At 41.3% G+C, this 21,162-nt stretch carries 19 protein-coding genes and 1 pseudogene; 5 read left to right on the top strand and 15 right to left on the bottom strand.

Translation table 11 applies throughout. The annotated features are described in order from the left end of the window. Nucleotides 1–39 precede the first annotated feature (39 nt). Nucleotides 40–1,383, bottom strand: coding sequence for a polysaccharide deacetylase family protein (locus AC1D7X_RS18295; protein ID WP_495475851.1), 1,344 nt, complete (start codon nt 1,381–1,383; stop codon nt 40–42). A 136-nt stretch (nt 1,384–1,519) separates the two neighbouring features. Here AC1D7X_RS18295 and AC1D7X_RS18290 point away from each other — a divergent pair, with 136 nt between their 5' ends. The 3 genes and pseudogenes from AC1D7X_RS18290 to clpP all read left to right on the top strand — a co-directional run. Beyond that, complete coding sequence (locus AC1D7X_RS18290) at nt 1,520–2,167, top strand: DedA family protein (protein ID WP_495458071.1); 648 nt, start codon at nt 1,520–1,522, stop codon at nt 2,165–2,167. Between the two features lie 125 nt (nt 2,168–2,292). Next, a complete protein-coding gene (locus AC1D7X_RS18285; RefSeq protein ID WP_495475850.1) occupies nt 2,293–2,982 on the top strand; it encodes a sigma-70 family RNA polymerase sigma factor in 690 nt (229 codons plus the stop codon). Between the two features lie 80 nt (nt 2,983–3,062). Further along, nucleotides 3,063–3,659: pseudogene (clpP, locus tag AC1D7X_RS18280) on the top strand (ATP-dependent Clp endopeptidase proteolytic subunit ClpP); the annotation flags it as partial. A 124-nt stretch (nt 3,660–3,783) separates the two neighbouring features. Here the strand turns inward: clpP and bcp are convergent. After that, the gene (gene bcp, locus AC1D7X_RS18275; RefSeq protein ID WP_495458073.1) at nt 3,784–4,245 is read right to left on the bottom strand and encodes a thioredoxin-dependent thiol peroxidase; all 462 of its coding nucleotides are present in this window, start codon (nt 4,243–4,245) and stop codon (nt 3,784–3,786) included. Nucleotides 4,246–4,386: 141 nt separating this feature from the next. Between bcp and AC1D7X_RS18270 the strand changes: the two genes are divergently transcribed. Next, on the top strand, nt 4,387–5,397 hold the full coding sequence (locus AC1D7X_RS18270) for an LCP family protein (protein WP_495458074.1): 1,011 nt from the start codon (nt 4,387–4,389) through the stop codon (nt 5,395–5,397). A 104-nt stretch (nt 5,398–5,501) separates the two neighbouring features. Next, nucleotides 5,502–6,812, top strand: coding sequence for a glutamate-1-semialdehyde 2,1-aminomutase (locus AC1D7X_RS18265; RefSeq protein WP_495475849.1), 1,311 nt, complete (start codon nt 5,502–5,504; stop codon nt 6,810–6,812). 112 nt (nt 6,813–6,924) lie between these two features. Here AC1D7X_RS18265 and AC1D7X_RS18260 read toward each other — a convergent pair whose 3' ends face one another. The 13 genes from AC1D7X_RS18260 to AC1D7X_RS18200 form a co-directional block, all read right to left on the bottom strand. After that, nucleotides 6,925–7,317 (bottom strand): sensory rhodopsin transducer, encoded by a 393-nt coding sequence (locus tag AC1D7X_RS18260; protein ID WP_495475848.1) that lies wholly within the window; start codon nt 7,315–7,317, stop codon nt 6,925–6,927. Between the two features lie 16 nt (nt 7,318–7,333). After that, nucleotides 7,334–8,368 carry a glycoside hydrolase family 88/105 protein gene (locus AC1D7X_RS18255; protein ID WP_495475847.1) on the bottom strand — a complete coding sequence of 345 codons (1,035 nt, stop codon included), beginning with the start codon at nt 8,366–8,368 and terminating at the stop codon, nt 7,334–7,336. A 28-nt stretch (nt 8,369–8,396) separates the two neighbouring features. Continuing rightward, the gene (locus AC1D7X_RS18250; protein WP_495475846.1) at nt 8,397–9,539 is read right to left on the bottom strand and encodes a rhamnogalacturonan acetylesterase; all 1,143 of its coding nucleotides are present in this window, start codon (nt 9,537–9,539) and stop codon (nt 8,397–8,399) included. Nucleotides 9,540–9,564: 25 nt separating this feature from the next. Beyond that, complete coding sequence (locus AC1D7X_RS18245) at nt 9,565–10,401, bottom strand: carbohydrate ABC transporter permease (RefSeq protein WP_495458079.1); 837 nt, start codon at nt 10,399–10,401, stop codon at nt 9,565–9,567. 5 nt (nt 10,402–10,406) lie between these two features. Further along, nucleotides 10,407–11,312: a carbohydrate ABC transporter permease gene (locus AC1D7X_RS18240; protein WP_495458080.1), complete on the bottom strand. Its 906-nt coding sequence runs from the start codon at nt 11,310–11,312 to the stop codon at nt 10,407–10,409. 173 nt (nt 11,313–11,485) lie between these two features. Then, a complete protein-coding gene (locus AC1D7X_RS18235) occupies nt 11,486–12,814 on the bottom strand; it encodes an ABC transporter substrate-binding protein (RefSeq protein WP_495458081.1) in 1,329 nt (442 codons plus the stop codon). Between the two features lie 160 nt (nt 12,815–12,974). Beyond that, the gene (locus AC1D7X_RS18230) at nt 12,975–14,534 is read right to left on the bottom strand and encodes a response regulator transcription factor (protein WP_495458082.1); all 1,560 of its coding nucleotides are present in this window, start codon (nt 14,532–14,534) and stop codon (nt 12,975–12,977) included. Further along, on the bottom strand, nt 14,527–16,245 hold the full coding sequence (locus AC1D7X_RS18225; RefSeq protein ID WP_495475857.1) for a cache domain-containing sensor histidine kinase: 1,719 nt from the start codon (nt 16,243–16,245) through the stop codon (nt 14,527–14,529). Before AC1D7X_RS18225 ends, AC1D7X_RS18230 begins: the two co-directional genes overlap by 8 nt. Before the next feature lie 137 nt (nt 16,246–16,382). Further along, complete coding sequence (locus tag AC1D7X_RS18220; protein WP_495475845.1) at nt 16,383–17,636, bottom strand: stalk domain-containing protein; 1,254 nt, start codon at nt 17,634–17,636, stop codon at nt 16,383–16,385. A 187-nt stretch (nt 17,637–17,823) separates the two neighbouring features. Continuing rightward, nucleotides 17,824–18,693, bottom strand: a complete 870-nt coding sequence (locus AC1D7X_RS18215; protein WP_495475844.1) for an inositol monophosphatase family protein — start codon at nt 18,691–18,693, stop codon at nt 17,824–17,826. 243 nt (nt 18,694–18,936) lie between these two features. Continuing rightward, complete coding sequence (gene fabI, locus AC1D7X_RS18210) at nt 18,937–19,707, bottom strand: enoyl-ACP reductase FabI (RefSeq protein WP_495458153.1); 771 nt, start codon at nt 19,705–19,707, stop codon at nt 18,937–18,939. A gap of 96 nt (nt 19,708–19,803) precedes the next feature. After that, nucleotides 19,804–20,805: a UV DNA damage repair endonuclease UvsE gene (gene uvsE / locus AC1D7X_RS18205; RefSeq protein ID WP_495458085.1), complete on the bottom strand. Its 1,002-nt coding sequence runs from the start codon at nt 20,803–20,805 to the stop codon at nt 19,804–19,806. Next, nucleotides 20,802–21,122 (bottom strand): hypothetical protein, encoded by a 321-nt coding sequence (locus tag AC1D7X_RS18200; RefSeq protein ID WP_495458086.1) that lies wholly within the window; start codon nt 21,120–21,122, stop codon nt 20,802–20,804. Before AC1D7X_RS18200 ends, uvsE begins: the two co-directional genes overlap by 4 nt. Between the last annotated feature and the right edge of the window lie 40 nt (nt 21,123–21,162).

The following is a 21,162-nucleotide window of genomic DNA, read 5'->3' as shown; positions in this document are numbered from 1 at the left end:
TTTCATAGAATGCCATCATTAATGACTAGCAAACCATGCTTAACTTGTTCTGATACGCCATTCTTCTTCGTTCAGGCTGACGGAAATCAGATCATGTCCAGTTTCTTTAAGTATGTCACGCAGTGGAACCCATAGGGTATCTCCATTCATCTGAACAGATCTGGACAAATGCTGTAAATTGCTGTCCTTATTACTGCTCGTCCACTCTCCTGTGGCTGCGTTGATCTGAAGTGAATTCGCCTTCATATTCATGACAGCTAGTTTGTTGTTCGGATCCCACTTCACATGAATGCCTATTTTCTCCATCGTTGCGCGAAGCGGAACCATAATTCGCCCATCAGAGATTCGGAACTCTCCAGGTTTGAGATCTGTCGCCATTCTACCTATATCCATGACTAGTCGATTACCTGAAGCAAACAGAGCAGCGTTAGGCACGACATTTGCTGTAATCCACTCGGAGCTAGGTTGTTGGCGATTCAAGGCTCGAGCGCTCTTCGTCACGTTGAATTGGACAGACTCTAATTCAGGAGTTAGTACTTCGAATTGGTAGCCTTTATTTTTATAGTAAGAAATGATCTTGGGAAGTGCCTTAACGGTCTGTTCATGTCCAGTACCATCATGCATCAACACGACAACTTGATTACTATGTATGTCCTTTGTGGCCCCTTCGATAATTTCTCGGGCTGGAACACCACGTCGCTTCGAGTCTCCACTATCTACATTCCAATCAATCACCTGATATCCACCTTGCTTCAATAGCGTGAAATAGGTATCATCAAAATGTCCAGCCGTTCCTCCTGGAGCCCTAACCAAGGATGTACGTGATCCCGTAATAAGACGAATAGCTTCCTCTGTCTGTTTGATCTGACTCCAAAATGGAGAGAATCCTTTATATAGTTCTTCATAATTGTGATTAAAAGTATGATTGCCTAGAACGTGTCCCTCTTCAATAGCTCTAGTTATGAGTTCTGGATAACGTTGTACTTGCTCACCTAATACGAAGAATGTAGCCTGGATCTTGGACTCTTTTAATATATCGAGCACAGTCCCCGTTAGTTTACTTGGTCCATCGTCAAAGGTAAGGTACACGGTTTTCTCAGGAAGTGTAGTAGTGGTCTGAGACTTGGTTGAACTGGATGACAGCAACTCTATAGTAGGTGAACTCGCCGCTTGATAGTTTAAAAGATTTGTATCTTGCGTGGGTGCTATGATTTCTTTAGAATGAGACGATATCGAATAGATTGAATTAGCCGTTGTAGGCACCACTTGGTTATGAACTTGATGCTTCTGATGCTGTAGAGAAATGATCAACACAGCTAATAACAACGTCATAAGCACGAATACATATCTTGGTTTGTTACCGATAAAAAATGATTTAATCATAAACATTACCTCCACCGTTTCTATGAATTCAACTTTTCTGATAGATTATATGGTGAGGTTTATGAAAAAAGACTAGAGTTTAAATTGTTTTTTTAGGATAGAATTACGATAGTTCATATTTTGGAGAGTGAATATCATGGAAGTACTGCGTTGGATTCAGCTTCTGTTCGAGGAATACGGATATCTAGTATTATTTATAGGTCTAATGTTAGAGTTCATTGCGCTTCCCTTTCCTGGAGAAACTACCATGGCCTATGCTGGTTATCTTTCCTATCTAGGATCACTACATTTTGGATGGCTGATCATCATGGGTTTCCTTGGTACAACGATCGGTATGACCATTACCTATTTCATTGGACTAAAGGCCGGACTCCCCTTCCTTAACCGATTTGGCAAATGGATCCTCCTATCTCCACGTAAGCTTTCAAAGACTCGAAGATGGTTCGGTAAATACGGGCAGAGCCTTGTCTTTATCGGTTACTTTATTCCGGGTGTAAGACATTTCACAGGTTATTTCTCAGGTATCAACGCTCTCCCCTTCCGTAAATTTGCCTTGTATGCTTATAGCGGAGCACTATTATGGGTCATCCTCTTCTTAAGTCTCGGTAAAATATTCGGACCCCAATGGCAAGTGGTATTCCACTTAGCAGAAATGTATTTACTATGGATCGTGGCGGGTATCGTTATAATCCTCCTAATGTTCACTCTCTATCGGTTCCGTAAAAGGATCCATTTCGGCAAACTTATAAAACCAAGAAAAGACAGAATGAAACGACCTTCATGAAAGTAAGATATACATAAGGAACCTACATCATAAATGTAAGGTTCTTTTTTTCAAGAAAATTAGGGGCGTATCTTTATGCCCTTCTCATACGTTATATAACTATAGGCCTGAAAGGAATGATTAACATGTTAATCCACAATGACACGAAAACCCAATTGGAACAAAGAGGAACACATGAAGAGCTATATACGATATTGCAAAAATACTGCCTCTCCCTTACTCATAATCGTTGGGACGCTGACGATGTGACACAAGAGACTATCGCTAGAACTTTATCTTTCTACAAGCCGAATCGCGAACACAATGTCCCTATACCCTTAATGCGTACCATTGCACGTAATTACTGGATTGACGAAATGCGTAAAAAGTCTAAGTTACAACTTGGAATTCAAGATGAATGTGGCTATGAGGATAAGCAGTCCGAAGATCTTCTAGAAGCGTTGGAACAGTTAATGGGGAGATTAACTCCCAAGCAGCTATTATCATTCGTAATGAAGGAGAGCTTCTTGTATTCATTGACTGAGATAGCTAATAAACTACAGATCCAGGAAACAGCAGTCAAAGCCCTTCTATATCGAGCTCGTCAGAAGTCTCAAGACTATTCAGGAGACTTGATTCCCCATTGGATCAACATTCGTCAAGATTGGTTCAAGGATAGGCTCGTACAAGCGATTAGAGATGAGAACACTTCCATTCTAGAAGAGCTCATCATTGTCGTTAGTAAAACAACAATCCAAAAACATGCATACAAAAAATCAAGTTCATCACTCAGCATGATGCTGCATCGTTCATCACTCTCTCAAATGGCCGTATAATGGGTGCTTCGAAGTGAGTTTTGCTTCGCAAAACTTAAGCCCAGGCTTTCGAAGTCAGTTTTGCTTCGCAAAACTTTAAGGAGGACACAAAAATGAGTATTATTCCTTATGTTGTTGAACAGACCTCTCAAGGTGAGAGATCTTATGATATTTACTCCCGTTTGTTGAAGGATCGCATTGTATTTCTAGGATCAGAAATTAATGATTCGACGGCTAACAACATTGTTGCACAGCTACTCTTTCTAGCAGCAGATGATCCGGACAAAGATATTTCTCTCTATATTAATAGTCCCGGAGGTTCCGTTACAGCTGCCTTTGCGGTATACGACACTATGCAATTTATCAAACCGGAAGTCAGAACCATATGTACAGGACTTGCTGCTTCCGCTGCATCATTACTCCTGTTAGCGGGCCAAAAAGGGAAACGACTTGCACTACCGCACAGTGAAATCATGATTCATCAACCTTTGGGTGGTGCGCAAGGTCAAGCCACAGATATTGAAATATCTGCACGTCGAATTCTGAAGATTAAGGATCAACTAAATTCCTTATATGCTGAGAAAACGGGTCAATCTTTAGAAAAGATAAGGAATGACATGGAAAGAGACTATTTCTTATCCGCCGAAGAAGCCAAAGTCTATGGGATTGTTGATGATGTGGTGTGTTCTCCAGTATAAGAAACGAATAATCAAAGAGCCAACATCTTATATTTCTAAAGATGTTGGCTCTTTGATCTTTTTTTTAAAAGTGCATGTCAATAGTTGAACCGTCATATCTTCATAGTAGCTAATTTCCTACTCATTATAATGTCTTCAATACTTCTTCTGTGTGTCCTGCTACTTTTATCTTGCGCCATTCCTTCACAAGTATTCCCTCTTCATCAATAAGAAATGTAGATCTAACTATACCTAGATACTCTCTTCCATACATTTTCTTGAGTTGCCAGACACCATACTTTTCACTTACGACGTGATCAGTATCCGATAATAGAAGAAATGGAAGATCATTACGTTCAATAAACTTAGCATGTGATTTCAACTCGTCTGGACTAATACCTAGAATAACAGCACCCTGTGCTTCTATCTCAGCATTCGCATCTCGGAAACTACACGCTTCCTGTGTGCAACCCGGGGTCATATTCTTCGGATAAAAATATAGTACAACCTTACGGCCTTGATAATCACTTAAGGATACCTCTTGTCCATTAGAAGCCATCAGTGTGAATTCTGGTGCATGTTGTCCTATTTCTAATTGTGTATCCATGATTACCATTCTCCTTTATACGTCATTAATCTACTTATTAAATTGATTGTCATTGCAAAAAAAATTATAATAAAATAAATCCTACTCTTTCAGTGTCGAAAAATGCACCTATTTCCGGAATTGTGAAAGGAAGAAGCTTGAATGACAAGAAAGACAAAAAGAACCATTTGGTGGGTTCTTGCTATACTCTTACTTGCAGCGATTGGTTATATCGTATATTATGTCACATCCTTTTATAAAGGTGTAGAAGGATTACAGAAAGAAGGAAATTCGTCTCCTTTTAGTCATCTACAACAGGTTGAAGTAGCGGTCCCCGAGCCTCCTAAATGGGAAGGAACTGAGCCTGTTAGTATTGTGATTATGGGTGTGGATGGTCGTGGGTTAAGCAAGGGAGATATTCCTCGATCTGACAGTATGATGGTCGTCACATTAGATCCTGTACAGAAGAAGATCCATCTCTTTTCTATCCTTAGAGATACCTATGTCAGCATTCCTGAATTCCGGAAAGACCGCATTAATACAGCTATTACACATGGTCCCAATACAGCTATGAAGGCCATTAGTGATCTATTAGGAATCCCTGTTCAATATTATGTGTATACAGACTTTCAAGGATTCATTAAACTAGTTGATGCCATAGGTGGTGTCGATTTCTACGTTGAGAAGGACATGAAGTATAGCAGTAAAGCAGACAAGCATGAATACGATATTGATCTTAAAGAGGGACAACAGCATCTCGATGGTGATAAAGCCTTGCAATATGTCCGTTTCCGACATGATGCTCTGTCTGACTTCACACGTACCGAAAGGCAAAGAGATTTCTTAAAGGCCATTACAGATAAGATGAAGTCTACAACCTCTATTATGAAGCTTCCTTCTATTCTAGAAAGCGTTAGTGAATTCGTTGATACTAACCTCTCTACAAACGACATGTGGAAGCTTGCCAATATTGGATATCAAAGTTCTATGTCAGGTAGCGAGCAGATTCCTCCTATGAATCTTCTTGCAGAGGAGAATATTGGTGGATCATCCGTTATAACAGTGAAAGACTTAGATGAACTACATCAGTATATCCAGGACTTGTTTAAAGCACCTCAAAGTGAACCTGGAACTCAGACTACTGAGGATCAAGTTGAAGCTACTACAGAATAAATAATCGTGAGAGTAAGACCTCACCTGTAAGGAGCAGAAGTAGCCAAGTTATTTGGGCGAACTCCTGCTCCTTACCCATTAGCGAAAGGAAGTTTAAATACAAGATGAAACGTACTCAATCCGAACATTTATACCAAAAGGCAATACAACATATCGTTGGTGGTGTTAACAGTCCCTCCCGCTCATTCAAAGCTGTAGGCGGCGGGGCACCTGTCTTTATGAAGCGAGCCAAAGGGGCTCATTTCTGGGATGTTGATGATAATAAGTATATTGATTATCTTGCAGCATATGGTCCTATCATCACTGGACATGCACATCCTCATATTACAGCAGCTATAACAAAGGCAGCTGAGAACGGTACTCTTTATGGCGCTCCTACAGAGTGGGAAATTCAGTTAGCCATGATGTTGAAGGAAGCTATTCCTTCCATGGATAAAGTTCGATTTGTTAATTCGGGTACGGAAGCTGTCATGACTACGATCCGTGTAGCACGTGCTTATACGAAACGTAATAAAATCATTAAATTTGCTGGCTGCTATCACGGCCATTCGGACTTAGTCCTTGTCGCTGCTGGCTCAGGTCCTTCTACGCTAGGCATTCCAGATAGTGCTGGGATTCCAGCTAGTATCGCTCAAGAAGTGATTACAGTCCCTTTTAATGACCTTGAAGGACTGAGAGCTGCACTTGAACGCTGGGGCGATGATGTTGCAGCCGTTATGGTCGAACCCATTGTTGGTAATTTCGGAATGGTTATGCCTCAAGATGGTTTCCTAGAAGGTCTCTGCCAAATGACTCATGATAATGGATCACTTGTCATCTATGACGAAGTCATTACTGCCTTCCGTTTCCACTACGGATCAACTCAGACTTTTGATGGTTTACACAATCATGAAGCTATCACCCCTGACTTAACAGCTCTAGGTAAAATCATAGGAGGTGGGCTACCTATTGGTGCCTACGGGGGTAGAAAGCATGTCATGGAACAGGTTGCCCCACTTGGACCTGCATATCAAGCTGGCACGATGGCAGGCAACCCTGCTTCCATTCTTTCCGGTATCGCTTGTTTGGAAGTACTACAAGGTGAAGGTGTCTATGAAGAGATGAACCGATTAGCCGTGAAGCTTACTCATGGCCTTCAAGCTTCTGCAGATCGTCATGGCATTCCACTAACGATTAACCAGATTCGTGGATCATTCTCTACTCATTTCTGCGATCATCCTGTAACCAATTATGATGAAGCCCAAGACACGGATGGCGAAGTCTTTGCATCATTCTTCCGCCATATGTTGAATTATGGGATCAACCTAGCACCTTCTAAATATGAAGCATGGTTCCTTACAACGGCTCATACGGATGAAGATATAGATCAAACACTTGAAGCTGCAGATCAATCACTTCGAGAAATGAGTCTCTAAATATCCATTCATAACATAGAACATAATAAAAATCCGACTCTACCATCAGAGTCGGATTTTTATTATGGATTAGATTATATTTCGACCTTGGGCGAGCCAATCTATTATCTAGTTATATAACAGGGTATGCCATAACACTCATCAGAGCTAATGCTGCTTGCGTTGAATCTAATCGGCTATATTGAACAATGACAGGAACATTACTCTCTACCGTAATTGCATAAGGAACCGCTTTGGGAATATACTGTCCATCCATACGTAATGATGCTGTTCGAATATGCTTCGTTCTCCGTCCATCGACGGATTCAACAATATTCTCTAACGGTTCACGATCCTCGAAGAAAATAGTGATGTTAAGCTCCGCCTGCTGTGTTCCACAATTCAACACACATATACTTTCATGACTCTCTAGTTCACCTTGACTCACCTGAGGAATATAGCCATCGGGAATAACCCAGTACGTATGTCCTCGTCCTTGGAGATGTACACCACTTGATTCATTCATCGACGCTCCTCCATTCTTATCCGTACACAGTTTCTTTCGTGCGCAAGAGTTCCGCTAGAAAAGCTAACGTTAACCCCTGACCCCAGCCTTGGATTCGGTTATATGGGACATCGCGATATCCTTGAATATCATTCATCACTGCCGTACCTGCCGATACCTCCATCACTGTGCCATCTTCCTTAATATGTGCTAGAATCCCCTCTATAGCTTTCTGTGTATACTTATTATATAAGCGTCCTCGCATAAGAATAGCTGTAGCAATCCCCGCAGAGCCTGAAACTTCAAGATAAGAAGACTCATCTTGCAGAAGGGTATGCCATAATCCCTCAGGAGATTGTAACCTAACCAAAGTGCTCAACTGATCACGGAGCGATCCATCAATCATCATGTATGAAGGATGCGTTACTTCGACTAACTTCAGTGCTTTTGACATCGTCAGTGCTGCCCATGAATTTCCCCGAGCCCAGTACATACCAGACATATGATTCTGGTTCACATGATCCCATCCATGATAATAAAGATTCGTATTTGGATCCTGAAGATATTTCTCATGTCCATGATATTGCTTCAATCCATCTTCAATATAGTCCCTGTTCCCTGTTAAATATCCGATTCGCAGTAAATAATATCCCGCCATAAACATCGTATCTACCCAAGCTTGTTCAGGAAAAATATCATGGTCAGAATTGACAGTATGTTGGAAAACTCCTTCTCCGAACCGTTCCGCTTGATGCGTAAGGAACTCGGCCATTTCAATTGCAATATCTAAATATTTCTTCTCTTGCGTTGCTTCATACAAGGATAACAAGGAGTGTCCTACGGATACGCCATTCACCGATAGTTTCGGTAAACCATCCGCCATATTCTCATCGGCCCATGCCTTTAGCCGTTCTAAATATTCACCCTTACCTGTAGCATGATAAGCTTCACAAATACCGTAGAAAGCCACACCACCTGGCCAATCCCAATGAAAGTCCATATTAAATGTGCGATCCACTACCCGGTCTATTATCTTGAGAATCTCTTGTTCATCAAACACTAATGCTGGCATCTTATTCCCTCATTCCCTTCCCATTCACTTATCTCAAATACATTCGAAGAGGTTGTATGTCTAACGAGCAAATACCTTCTGCTACTCGTTCGGCTAGTCGGAATGCTCCACATTCTTGAAAATGTGTGTTATCCTCTACTCCCCCAGGATGGTTCAAATATTCACCTGGGTAAGACCACATGAAGTATTCCTTACTTCCTTCTATCCCTGCATTCTCGAACAGAATCTTACTTTCTGCTGCTAGATCAATCAACGGTACATCCTCTTCAACAGCTAGTTCTCTCATTGCTGTAATATAGTCGCCATGCGTATCTGATAAGGTACCATCACTATTAAAGTAACGTCTGTGAACTGGCGTAACCAATACAGGATAAGCCTGCTTATTCTTTGTAGCTTCAATATAGATCTTCAAATATTGTTTATATGTGCTGAATGGCTTCGTTCCACGAGCAGAATCGCTCTTCTCATCGTTGTGACCGAATTGAATGAAGAGGAAGTCCCCTGGTAGCATTTTCTCCATGATCCTGTCTAGCCTTCCTTCCTCTATGAAACTCCGAGAACTTCGTCCGGATAACGCATGGTTATCTACAAGCACATCATGCATGAACAACCTCGGAAGCATCTGGCCCCAACCCGCATATGGATAACCACCTGCAGGTTGATCCGTTACAGTAGAATCACCTGCTATAAACAGGGTAAGTGTGCCTGCTGCTGGAGAAATGTGTAAGACATTTATACGAGGTGCTGCGCCCGTGAATCGAATCACTAGTTTCCCATCTCGCACAAGAACAGAGAACATCATCTTCTTGAACTGTCCCTGGAAAGTTGAAATGGGAGGTAGCACGGCCATGTTCTCTCCCGCTTTGACTATCGTTAATGTATCCGCTAGATCGTCTCCAACTTCAATCGTAACTAGGTATGTGCCATTAGATAATTTCACAACAAAGTTCATGGCTATGGGGATACAAAAACTCTGTCGTAGATGTCCATCCGCCGAAGTAGAATCGGCTGTATCCTCATTCAATCTATGCAAACGATTCCGTCCATATACTTGTCCGTTTCCTTCGAACCCATAACCTAACTCATCCTCATAACGTAGATCTGGTGATACCCCAATAAATCCCTTTGCAGGCATCCCAGGTCCGAAGTCAAATGCCCATTCTGTATTCATACTTATAGCTACGACACACTCCCTCCTATCCTTTTAATCCACTACTAGTCATACCCTCTACAATTTGTTTCTGGAAAACAAAGAATACAGCGATAACTGGAATTAGACTGACAATCGACATGGCAAACATCGCACCCCAGTTCGATGCTGACTCGCTATCAAGGAACATTTTAAGGGCCATGGAGACCGTATATTTCTCTGGAGAATTAAGATAAAGTACCGGTCCAAGTAAGTCCTCCCAGCGCCAGTAGAATGAGAAGATTGCGGCTGTTGCTAATGAAGATTTCAAGAGTGGCATAATAATCTGTAAGTACAACCGAAACTTACCACACCCATCAATAGATGCGGCGTCATCCAGTTCCCCTGGAATCGTTCTGATGAATTGAACCATCAAGAAAATAAAGAATGGCATTCCGAAGAATGAAGGCACAACAAGCGGTAGAATGGTATTAATCCAACCCAATTTCGTAAAGATGACATACTGGGGTACAAGCACGACATCATGTGGAAGCATTAACGTAACCATCATTAATGAGAACCAGAATTTCTGTCCAACGAATCGAAGTCTAGCGAATCCGAATGCAATTAAAGATGAAGATAGTACAGCTCCGATCGTTGCGATCACAACAATGACTGTTGTATTCATCAAGTATTTACTAAAAGGATAAATCGTCCCTTTCCATCCCACTGCATAATTACTCCAGATCCATGTCTCGGGAAACAGTGAATCTGCCGTCATGAATATGGTCCGACTTTCTTTGAAAGAGCTGAAGAGCATCCATAGAACTGGATAGAGCATTAGAATGGCAAGCGCTGCAACGATCACATGATAAATGGGCCATTTTATTCTTCTCCATGCCATATCAATCAGCGCCCCCCTTCCGTTTCGTAGAATACCCAGAACTTAGATGTCATAAAGAGGAGCCCTGTCATGATTCCTATAAGGATGAGCATCATCCAGGCCATAGCTGACGCATATCCCATATTATTGAACATAAATGCTTGGCGGAATAAATACAGAGAATACAACATCGTACCGTCCATAGGACCACCCTCACCCTTAGAGATAACATAGGCAGGGACGAATGTCATGAAGGCACTAATGGTCTGCATAATCGTATTGAACAACACAATTGGGCTGAGCAAAGGAAGAGTAATGCTGAAAAACTTCCGTATTGGTTTGGCACCATCCACTCCAGCGGCTTCATACATTTCTGGCGAGATATTCTTGAGACCCGCAAGGAAGATAAGCATGGACGATCCAAACTGCCATACCGATAACGAGATCAACATACCCAGAGAAGCACTAGGATTTCCGAACCACTGTACAGGACTTATCCCGAACCATCCTATAACACTATTCACAATTCCCTCGTTACTGAAGATGTTGCGCCACATAATGGATACGGCTACGCTACCTCCAATAATGGAAGGAAGATAATACATCGTTCTATATGCGCCTACCATCCGTGACTTTGTATTAAGTATCATAGCTACAAACAGAGCAAATATGAGGCGTAACGGAACCCCAAGTAACACATAGATCATCGTCACCCTTACTGAATTCCAATATTTAGGATCATTAAGGAACATCTTCTCGAAATTATCAAATCCAACCCATCGGGGTGAAGAGAACAAATTATAACTCGTGAATGATAAATAAAGTGAGATAATCATTGGTATAAGAGTAAATGCTAGAAAACCTATAATAAACGGGCTAATGAATGCATATCCGGTTAAATTCGATTTCAGTAATCCATGTCGTCGCAACATACCCTGCCTCCTATTGATCTGTTGTACCCCCTTATACATAACCATCAGATAGTCATTCGGAGATGGGTGTTTCCCCCCCTCCGAATGGTTGACTAATGATTCAAGTAAATCTATAGAATGAACTAGAATCTATAGGGTAGGTACGATCATTCAAATCCTGGTGCGCTTTGCTTCTACTTATTATTTGCTAGGATGGCATTTGCAGCTTCTCTAAATTTCGGTGCAACTTCTGCTGCAGTCGTCTGTCCAAAGTTGATACTTTCTGCATAATCCGTCAACATGGCAATAATTTCAGGAGATCCTACAGGAGGAGGAGAACTCATCGGTGAGGATTTAGGTTCCATTGCCGCTACGAAATCAAATACTTGCTTCGTTTGATCACTCAATTCAGGTGCCAAGGAATCTTTTATTTTGCTAGAGATAGGTACACCACGATCTCCCTTGATCAATTTGTTCGCTTCCACATCGTTAATCCAGAAGTCGATAAATTTCGCTGCTTCTTCCTTTGCTTTCGAGTTAGAAGTCACTGCCCAGTACATACTTGGTTGCATGTACAAACCTTTCTCCATATCGGGTCCAACCATAGGTGCGAATTCCATTGGACGGTTCACAACGGTCTGTAATCCTGAGAATTGATTCGACCACTGCCAAATACCAATCCCTTTTTCTTTCACAACATCAGACTCTTCCACAATTCCTTTGGATTGATTTATCACACCTGGATCCGGTGCAGCTCCTGTCTTCACCATCCGAGCAAGACGATCGAAATAATCTACGAATAATGCATCATCTTCATATCCAAGTGCTGTACCATCAGAATTATATAACGTTAGACCTTTTGTACGAAGATAATAGTTGAAGAAAATATCTGGTGCCATGCCGCTATCAAAGTACAGCTTGCTAGCAGCCGCTTTATTCCCAAGCTCTTCGTACTTATCCCAGTCCCAATCTGCTGGAATCGTATCAATACCCACCTTCTTTAGAAGAGCCGGATCATATTGATACCCAAGAACATTAACCCCTGTCGGAATCCCATATTGCTTACCCGCAATGATTCCCGTGCTAAGTACATTCTCGTTAACATCACTTAGTTGAATCTGATTGTTCAAGTAAGGACTGAGATCTTCTAACTGTCCATTCTTGGCATACTGGCTAATATAAGAAACGTCCATTTGCAAAATGTCTGGGAGCTGATTCGCTGCTGCTTGAGGTGCGAGTTTCTTCCAGTAATCATCGAAAGAGGCATATTCAAAATCAATTTTTACGTTCGAATTTTTGACTTTGTACATATCGATAACTTTTTGTGTATATTCATGACGTGTGTCAGATCCCCACCAAGCAATTCGTAAAGTTACATTTTTCTTCGTATCCGTACTTTCCCCACTAGAACCCGTATTGCTAGCTGTCACTTCGCTATTACCATTGTTTGAGTTTGTGTTTCCACATGCCGTTACGAATAGAAGCATCATTACCGTCATCAACATTGTCGCTCTTTTCTTCATGTCATCTTCTCCCCTTTTCAAAAATGATCATTCACTTCCGCTCACTGTTGGTAGCGCTTTCATGATTACAATTTCATTCTCCCAAATTAGGAATTGGAATTGAATACACAAAACAGAGCTCTTGGTTTAAAAAACAGAGTTCTATACCCTATCGGAATTATCATTCATAGGATCTCTTGAATTCAGTAGGAGTCATACCCGTACTCTTCTTAAACACTTGACTAAAATATTGTGAGTTCCCTGCGAATCCAAACTTATCAGCAAGTTCGAACACCTTTACATCTCCGCCGAAACGTATATATTCGCATGCCCGTTTGATCCGATATTGATTCACATAATGGGAGAAATTACTGCCTGTCACTTTTTTGAAAATTTTCCCTAGATAATCAGGATTCATGTACAATATTTCATTCGCAACACCATTTAAAGATAACTCGTCATTTCCATAGTTGCTCTCAATAATTGCGATCATTTTATCTACCACAGAAGATTGACGATGAATGTAATTGTTATAGTAACCTGCGGTCAGTTGGCTTGCTTCTTTAAATACAAATGATTTGAGACCACCTAGCGTATTCATTTCAGCTAGCACGGCCATACCTTTGGTAAAAGAATTCGTCTCTTCTGGGGGACAAATCCGTATCATCGCTGCATATAGCTGAAGTATGTAGGATCGTGTAACGGCAATTTCTAATTTCTGTTCACCTAGTTGTCTGAATAATCTATCCATTTCATGGCATACTTCTTGCTCATTTCCTGATTTGACGAGCAGACAAAACTTCTCCTCATCTAAGATATCATGGAGATTTAGAACAACTTCTGTATCAGGTAGTGCTAAATCATGCATCATGATCAAGCTACCTTCACCTACATAGAATCGGTGATTCATACATTGCAGCATCTCCCGATACAATTTGCGGGAATGTACCATACGATCTGCATCGCTAAGTGCAATCGTTACATCCAATTTATAGAATCTAAAGAATGTCGATCTCACTGTCTCAATTCCCTGAATAAGGAGATCTACAAGGGGCGGATCAGTTAATAGGATTAATAGACATCCCTCAATTGTTGTGCTCAGCAGAACACCTTCCAGAATATCCTCCGCAATATTCTTCAGTGCGAACAAATGCTCATATTCGTGTGAATCATCCTGTCGGAATAGAATCATTCGGACGGTCTGACTATTTAATGGGAGTTCAAATAAGTCTTGATAATATTCCACATCGCTACTCCCGTATGTTTTATTGGTTATGAACTCCTTCAGGAATTGTTCTTTTACATGTGGAAGTACCTTTTTGAGGCCTTGTTTCATACGGTTCACAAATTCAGCATTCTCTTTCTGTTGTTCTCGTTCTTTGAGCAATTCAGCAATGGCCCCAAGAATCTGTCCCTCATTACAAGGTTTAAGTAAATAATGCTTCACACCATACTGCATTGCACGTCTGGCATAGTCGAAATCTTTGTATCCAGACAACATAATGAATTGGATGTTTGGGAAATTCACGGCGGTCTTCTCCACAAGACCCAGACCATCTAAACCTGGCATAGAAATATCACTGATGACAATGTCGGGCTGATTGGATTCAATTTTCTCATAGGCTTCTATCCCGTTTCTAGCGGTGTCGATCAGCATGCTCCCACAACTTCCCCAATCCACGACTTGGGAGATCCCTTCGAGAATGACACGTTCATCATCTACTAGCATTACTTTATACATCCTGATCATCTCCTTTGACATAGGGAATCGTAAGTTGTACAGAAGTCTGTATATTAGGTTCGCTTAGGATATGGATTCCCCACTCATTTCCAAAGGTTAATCGAATTCGCTCCTCTATATTAGAGAGTCCAATTCCTACACCCCTTGTCTGTACTTTGCCTGCTAATAGTCGTTTGATAAACTCAGGTTCCATACCCGGGCCATCATCTTCTATGGCAATATGAATGACTCCATTTCGTTCTTTTACCACAATACGAATCCGACAAGGTTCAATATTAGGCTCCAAAGCATAATGGATAGCATTCTCCACAATAGGTTGTAGCGTTAACTTAGGTATAAGTGCATTCTCAAGTGAATCAGGAATATGAACACTGAAATCAAGTCGCTCCTCGAATCGAGTCTTCTGTATTGTGATATAACTCCATACAATTTCCAATTCCTTACTAAGAGGGATCAGTGACTCCTTGAAACTAACCGAACTCCTTAATAGAAATGCTAGGGACTCCACCATGGTAGATATCTGATCTTGTTTGTTCGCTTTTGCTAACCAATTGATCGATTCAAGCGTGTTATATAGAAAATGAGGATTGATCTGTGCTTGGAGCGCTTTAAGTTCAGTCTCTCGAATGAGAAGTTGCTTCGTATAATTCTCGTTAATTAATTCACGAATGCGTTGAATCATCATTTTGAAAGTACGATGGAGTAACCCCACCTCTGACTGAGGTGATGAAGGGATCGAACCTAGAGCGATTTCTTCCAGATTATCGAGATCTCCTTTTTCGATTTTTTTCATTTTTTTGATCAATCGATCAATCGGTCTAGTAATACTCAGCGCAAGTCTTGTACCAAACAAGATCGCCATCACAAAAATAAATATAAAGATCGTGGTAACAAAACTTTTGATGAACGTAATCTTTTCAAACATTTGTTGAAAGGGTGTGATGTGGAAGTATGTCCAATCTGTGTTCGAAGAACGGAATCTCGCCGTAAAGAATCTACCCTGCTCATAAGAATCTATACTATAGGGTGTATCATGATCCATTTCATTCAATATCTCAGTACCGGTAAGTAGAGGTTCCTCGGGGTAAAGAATGTCTTGACCATCCGTAATCATTAATTGGCCACCATTTCCTGCATCTTGCACTTGATCGTCCACAATTCTATCAATCCTAACCCTGAATACAAGGGTACCCAAGTTCTCTAGTGTGAATGTTGCATCTGTAAATGACTTGATTTGTCGCACACCTAGCAAGGAGAATCCTCTTCCCCCCATCATCCAAGCGTTTGAACCCTTGTTCTTTTCAGCTAATTGAATAAGATCCGTCTGTAAGGCTTGCGGAATCCCTTCCCGATTGCCCGCCACCATGGCGTTCTTTTCCTTGTCTATAACCATCATGGAATACACATATTTCTCTGAACCTGCAAAAGCGATAATTCGATTCGTTATCTTTTTGCGTAGTAATAATTTCTCATAGGCTGTACTCGCATGTTGTAACCTCATTAAGGAGCTCTGAATTTGTTCATCTGACACGACTTTAAAAGACAGTTCCTCCAGTTCCTTCAACTGACTCTCTATTCCAACCGAAGACATCGTTAGCACTTGAGAAGATTTCTCGTAAATCTGTTCATCGTATATACTAAATACATTTTTCAAAACGGTTATGTATATCGCAAAGCTGACTAACATTAATAATGAAATCAGGCCAATCATCTTATAATGGATGCTCGTATTTAAGTAAGCGCTTTTATATTTTGATATCAAAATAGAGTCAGCCCCCTATATCTATATTAATAAACAGTCGCCCCCGATAGAGACGACTGTTTAACATAGCTGTATAGTTTATTATGTTATGGATTTATAAAAGCTGTTCTTAATTTAGCACTATATTCTACATCAAAACCTAGTCCTGTAGCCAATACAGCTAATGGAACATAAGTCTTTCCTTCTTTGCCTACTTTATTTATAAAGGCCGGTGTACTAACAGGTATAGATTGACCATTTACTACTACACTTGATGAGCCAATTGTGATAACGACTGTTAAATCACCATTTGTAATCGTAGCACTGGATGTTTTGCTATCCCATATAGAAGTAGCCCCCACTGCATCAACGATATCTTTGATCGCAACATAGTTCTGATTATTTCGTAGTACAGGCTGATAAGGGGTCTTCAGCTCCTGTCCCTTCACCACAATTGTCATCGGCAATGCTTTGTCTACTGTGGATGGCTTCAGGTATTGTCCCCAAATGGTTTCTGTAAATACTTTAGCTATTGCCTCGTATCCTAATTGATTAGGATGGATATCTCGATCTACAATAATATGAGTCATTGTTGATTCACCACCAGCGAATTCCTTCGCCACATGGGCTACCTTTACATTGATCCCTTGACTCTGATAACCTGCTGCTAACTTATCTACAACATCTGTGAATGCAGTGGCAGATGCAATCAAGTTAGGATATATCTCTCGGTTAGCAATGGAGGGGATCGGGTTATATTGATCGGCTACCACGATTAATGCATCTGGATTTAATTCATGTATATTACCAATGACAGAAGTCATAGAAGTCTTATAAGAAGTGAATAAGCTCTCCATACTCGACATGAGACCTTCGCTTCCTGATGTAAGTGAACTCTCAATAATAGGTTTGAAATCATTGCCACCGATAGTAATCGTAATGAGGTCAGCTGATGTAATATCCTCTTTTAGTTGAATTGCAGAAGCACCAATCTTGTCAGCTCTAGGATCAGGAAGACCTGCCTGAATGGCATCGGCTGTGATGGACTGTCCCTTCTTTGCTGCTTCAACGAAGTGTTCTAGACCTGTTCCCTTCAACCCTAATATGCCGTAATTGGCTACCGTTGTTCTCCCACGGAATAGCCCCTGCTCGTGTAATCTCTCCACGAAACCATAGGGTACGCTGTTCTCATCCATTGCTGGTTCATAACCAACTGAAAGAGAATCCCCAATGGCAACAACGCGATAGGAACTTTGCACAGGCCCTTCACTTGGTGTAGATGCACTTACTACACCGATTAGCATAGAAGATAACAATACTAGTCCAGTTGTGGCCGAAATATACTTCTTCCATTGAAACATTCCTTCAACTCCCCCTGAATAACTCGCTACCCTCTATCATTCGATGGGTCTCGGTTTAACCATCTTACCATTAAAAATGTACGCAAAAAAAGAGTATTCCCTAAATTTTAAGGGAATTACTCTATTTTAAGGAAACTAATCCATTTTGAGTGTTCAACTCTTCATCTTCTTCAATACATTCATACCCCTATAGTCCAGTCGCTTCCGCTTCCTTAAGAGAATCGACCAACTCATCATGAATATGTCCATTACTAGCTACGATATGTCTTACACTTAAATCATATGGACGTCCTAGGGTATCGGTAACGGTTCCGCCTGATTCTTTTACCAATAGGACACCCGCTGCTAAATCCCATGAATTCAGGCCAATTTCCCAATAACCGCTTATTCTACCCGTTGCTACATATGCCATGTGTAATGCTGCCGATCCACCAGAACGAATATTACGAACATTTGGAGCTAGATGCTGCAATCCTGCCATGTTGATAGGAAAAGCGAAACTATGATCTGCAGGAAATCCCGTTGCTAGAAGACTTGTTGCCAATGTATTCTCTATGGATACATGGGTAGGATTACCGTGTACGTAAGCTCCCTTCCCTTTCTCAGCCACAAACAATTCATCTCTAGAGGGATCATAAATGACACCTACAATGACTTCTCCTTTATGGGCAAGCGCAATGGACACGGCATAAAAAGGATATCCATGTACATAATTTGTTGTACCATCTACAGGATCAACAATCCATAAGTATTCTTCTTCTATAGATTCTTCCAACGCCCGTGCTGAAGCTTGTGGTCCAGGTTCGACCCCTTCTTCACCAAGAATAGCATGATCCGGGAAATGAGTCAGAATAAGCTTACGAATCATCTGCTCCGCACCTTTATCTACTTCAGTCACTAGATCTTGCGGAGAATACTTAGTACTCAATTCTTTAACTGTACCTAATTTACTCTTAATCCATTCCCCAGCTTTTGCTGCCGCATTAATCGCGACTGCGGTATATCCCTTGCTTGTCACGACATAAGGAACCTTTTCCTCTCTGTTCAAAGCACTCATCTACTTTCTGTTTAAATCTATCAATTCATTTCTCTTTTTTACAAGTATACGCCATTCCTTGTTCAAAGTTTCAGACAAATGGCGCCATTATAGCCTTTTTCCGACTAATTGATGATATTGTTCTTCCATAACAAACAAAAAGTCCGTCCCTTGCCGCGCCTTTCCTTGGGCTTGGATCCAGAACGAACTTTGATATTGTTCATACTTCAGTGCTCATATGATTGAGCTTAATTGTAATGGAGTCTAGACACCGGTAATGTGATATCCACTATCAACATATATAACTTCACCAGTAATACCTCGGGATAAGTGGCTCATTAAGAACATTGCGGTATCTCCAACTTCTGCCGTATCCGTTCCACGACGAAGAGGGGCTTTCTCCTCAACAATCTTCAGAATGGAGTTGAAATCTCCAATTCCCTTAGCAGCCAAGGTACGAATAGGTCCTGCTGAGATTGCGTTAACACGGATATTTCGTTCTCCTAGATCATTAGCCAAATACATAACAGAAGACTCTAAAGCAGCCTTAGCCACACCCATTACGTTGTAATTGCGCATCACGCGTACAGCACCCATATAACTCAACGTTACCACGCTACCGCCTTCAGTCATAAGTGGCTGTAATCGTTGAACCACAGCAACGAGCGAATACACGCTTACGTCATGAGCTAGAGCGAAGCCATCACGGGATGTATCGTAGAATTGGCCTTCTAGATCTTCTCCTTTTGCAAAAGCTATACAATGTGCAATACCATGAAGTACACCAAATTCACCCTTCAGTGTCTCCGCAAGTTGATCGATATCTGCATCGTTGGTTACGTTACAAGGAAGAACTAGCGAATTTGGAATCGTGTCTGCTAGCTTACGAACACGTCCTTCTACCCGTTCACTTTCATATGTAAATGCAAGTCGTGCGCCTTGGTCTGCTAAGCTCTGAGCGATCCCCCAAGCAATGCTCCGATCATTTGCAACACCCATCACAACGATATTCTTTCCTTCTAACAGCTTCCCCACCATTATTATCTCCCTTCAACCATTCAAAGTAATCATGATTACATTTCAAAATACCTCATTTTACCTTTCATTTCAAGCACGGATTCACTTTCGCAGTTAAGGGAGAATTTCGATGGTTGACCCATCCCGAATAGTTACCCCTTCAGAAGTGAACTGAGCCATATCCTCCATCAATCCAAACAAAGCCACATCTTTATTTTTCGCTTCAATCATAACATCCAAATTCTGCGTGTCGCCTGAGATATGTCTCAAGAAATCCAGTAGTGGACCGATCTCGATGCCATCTGCATGACTTCGGATATCCGTGACACTCTTCGGGCTAGATACATGAATCTTAGGAGCAAGTGGCATACCAGGTAATGTATCAGCTTGTGCTAGTGGGCTACCCCATGTCTTAAGAATATCTGGCCACAGGTCCCAAGGTTGCTCTCCCTCGTTGTTCACCCATTGATGATGAATATCCAGAACCATAGGTAGTCCAACATGCTGGCATACGTTCAAAGTCTCAACAGCATTAAATGTCTTATCGTCATTCTCAAGCGTTAGCCGTTCCTGAATATCACTACTCAATTGGGCAAAATGCTCTTCAAACCTCGCTGCTGCAGACAGCTTGTCTCCATAAGCTCCGCCTATATGAATATTGTTCTTAGCCGTAGCATTCAGACCCATCGCTGTAAGCATAGACACATGATGATGGAGATCACGAACCGAGCTGATTAACACCTCAGGACGAGGCGTACTTAACACGGTGAAATGATCAGGATGAAAGGAGACTCTCATTCCATGTTTGTTAATGTAGTCTCCTACTTCAAGAAATGAATCCTTCAGTGCGATCATAGGGTTCCAATCTGCAAGATCCCCATGTGTTGCTAATGGAATCAACTTTGAAGAGAATCGATATACCTTAATGTCATGTCCAATACAATGCTTCAGAAGCCGCAACGTATTGTGCAGATTCTCCTGAGCAATTCGCTCCAGCTTCCGAAGCGCCGCTTCCCGATCAGATATCTTATTGAAACTCGCCATCGTCATCGTCTTGGAAGGAGATGCATTCTGCACCACCTTAGACATCGCTACATAACCGAAACGAACAATCATGCCTCTTGTTCGCAGAAGAACATCTCATACGCTAAATTAGTCTGAATTCGAGATTCATCATCATTTAGTTTACGAATGAACTCCATCTCCACTTCTGTCACTTCGTCTCCCTGAAAGTTAATTTCAGCGATACATCCGACAATTTTGACGATTGCAATAGCCACATTATTCGGTGTGTACGCAATGACCTTCTGTCCTGTTGGATAGACGCGAAAGCCTTTCTTAACCATTTTTCCACGTCCATATTCTAACAATTCATAGAGTTCCTGTTCATTCTTGAACTTACATACTGAATTAAATTCCGTCTGAAAACCCATACCGAATTCCTCTTTTCTTCAACTCAAGATAAGAAGATTG

It is taken from the genome of Paenibacillus sp. Y568 (assembly GCF_059445545.1).
This window is presented reverse-complemented; position numbering and strand designations above follow the sequence as displayed.

Excerpts from the sequence above, each read along its gene's own strand:
- uvsE (WP_495458085.1), bottom strand. The coding sequence starts at position 20,805 with ATGATTGTTCGTTTCGGTTATGTAGCGATGTCTAAGGTGGTGCAGAAT.
- AC1D7X_RS18245 (WP_495458079.1), bottom strand. The coding sequence starts at position 10,401 with ATGGCATGGAGAAGAATAAAATGGCCCATTTATCATGTGATCGTTGCA.
- AC1D7X_RS18200 (WP_495458086.1), bottom strand. The coding sequence starts at position 21,122 with ATGGGTTTTCAGACGGAATTTAATTCAGTATGTAAGTTCAAGAATGAA.
- bcp (WP_495458073.1), bottom strand. The coding sequence starts at position 4,245 with ATGGATACACAATTAGAAATAGGACAACATGCACCAGAATTCACACTG.
- AC1D7X_RS18260 (WP_495475848.1), bottom strand. The coding sequence starts at position 7,317 with ATGAATGAATCAAGTGGTGTACATCTCCAAGGACGAGGACATACGTAC.
- AC1D7X_RS18250 (WP_495475846.1), bottom strand. The coding sequence starts at position 9,539 with ATGAATACAGAATGGGCATTTGACTTCGGACCTGGGATGCCTGCAAAG.
- AC1D7X_RS18230 (WP_495458082.1), bottom strand. The coding sequence starts at position 14,534 with ATGTATAAAGTAATGCTAGTAGATGATGAACGTGTCATTCTCGAAGGG.
- AC1D7X_RS18240 (WP_495458080.1), bottom strand. The coding sequence starts at position 11,312 with ATGTTGCGACGACATGGATTACTGAAATCGAATTTAACCGGATATGCA.
- AC1D7X_RS18285 (WP_495475850.1), top strand. The coding sequence starts at position 2,293 with ATGTTAATCCACAATGACACGAAAACCCAATTGGAACAAAGAGGAACA.
- AC1D7X_RS18220 (WP_495475845.1), bottom strand. The coding sequence starts at position 17,636 with ATGTTTCAATGGAAGAAGTATATTTCGGCCACAACTGGACTAGTATTG.
- AC1D7X_RS18270 (WP_495458074.1), top strand. The coding sequence starts at position 4,387 with ATGACAAGAAAGACAAAAAGAACCATTTGGTGGGTTCTTGCTATACTC.
- AC1D7X_RS18255 (WP_495475847.1), bottom strand. The coding sequence starts at position 8,368 with ATGCCAGCATTAGTGTTTGATGAACAAGAGATTCTCAAGATAATAGAC.
- AC1D7X_RS18215 (WP_495475844.1), bottom strand. The coding sequence starts at position 18,693 with ATGAGTGCTTTGAACAGAGAGGAAAAGGTTCCTTATGTCGTGACAAGC.
- AC1D7X_RS18225 (WP_495475857.1), bottom strand. The coding sequence starts at position 16,245 with ATGATTGGCCTGATTTCATTATTAATGTTAGTCAGCTTTGCGATATAC.
- AC1D7X_RS18235 (WP_495458081.1), bottom strand. The coding sequence starts at position 12,814 with ATGAAGAAAAGAGCGACAATGTTGATGACGGTAATGATGCTTCTATTC.
- AC1D7X_RS18290 (WP_495458071.1), top strand. The coding sequence starts at position 1,520 with ATGGAAGTACTGCGTTGGATTCAGCTTCTGTTCGAGGAATACGGATAT.
- AC1D7X_RS18265 (WP_495475849.1), top strand. The coding sequence starts at position 5,502 with ATGAAACGTACTCAATCCGAACATTTATACCAAAAGGCAATACAACAT.
- AC1D7X_RS18295 (WP_495475851.1), bottom strand. The coding sequence starts at position 1,383 with ATGATTAAATCATTTTTTATCGGTAACAAACCAAGATATGTATTCGTG.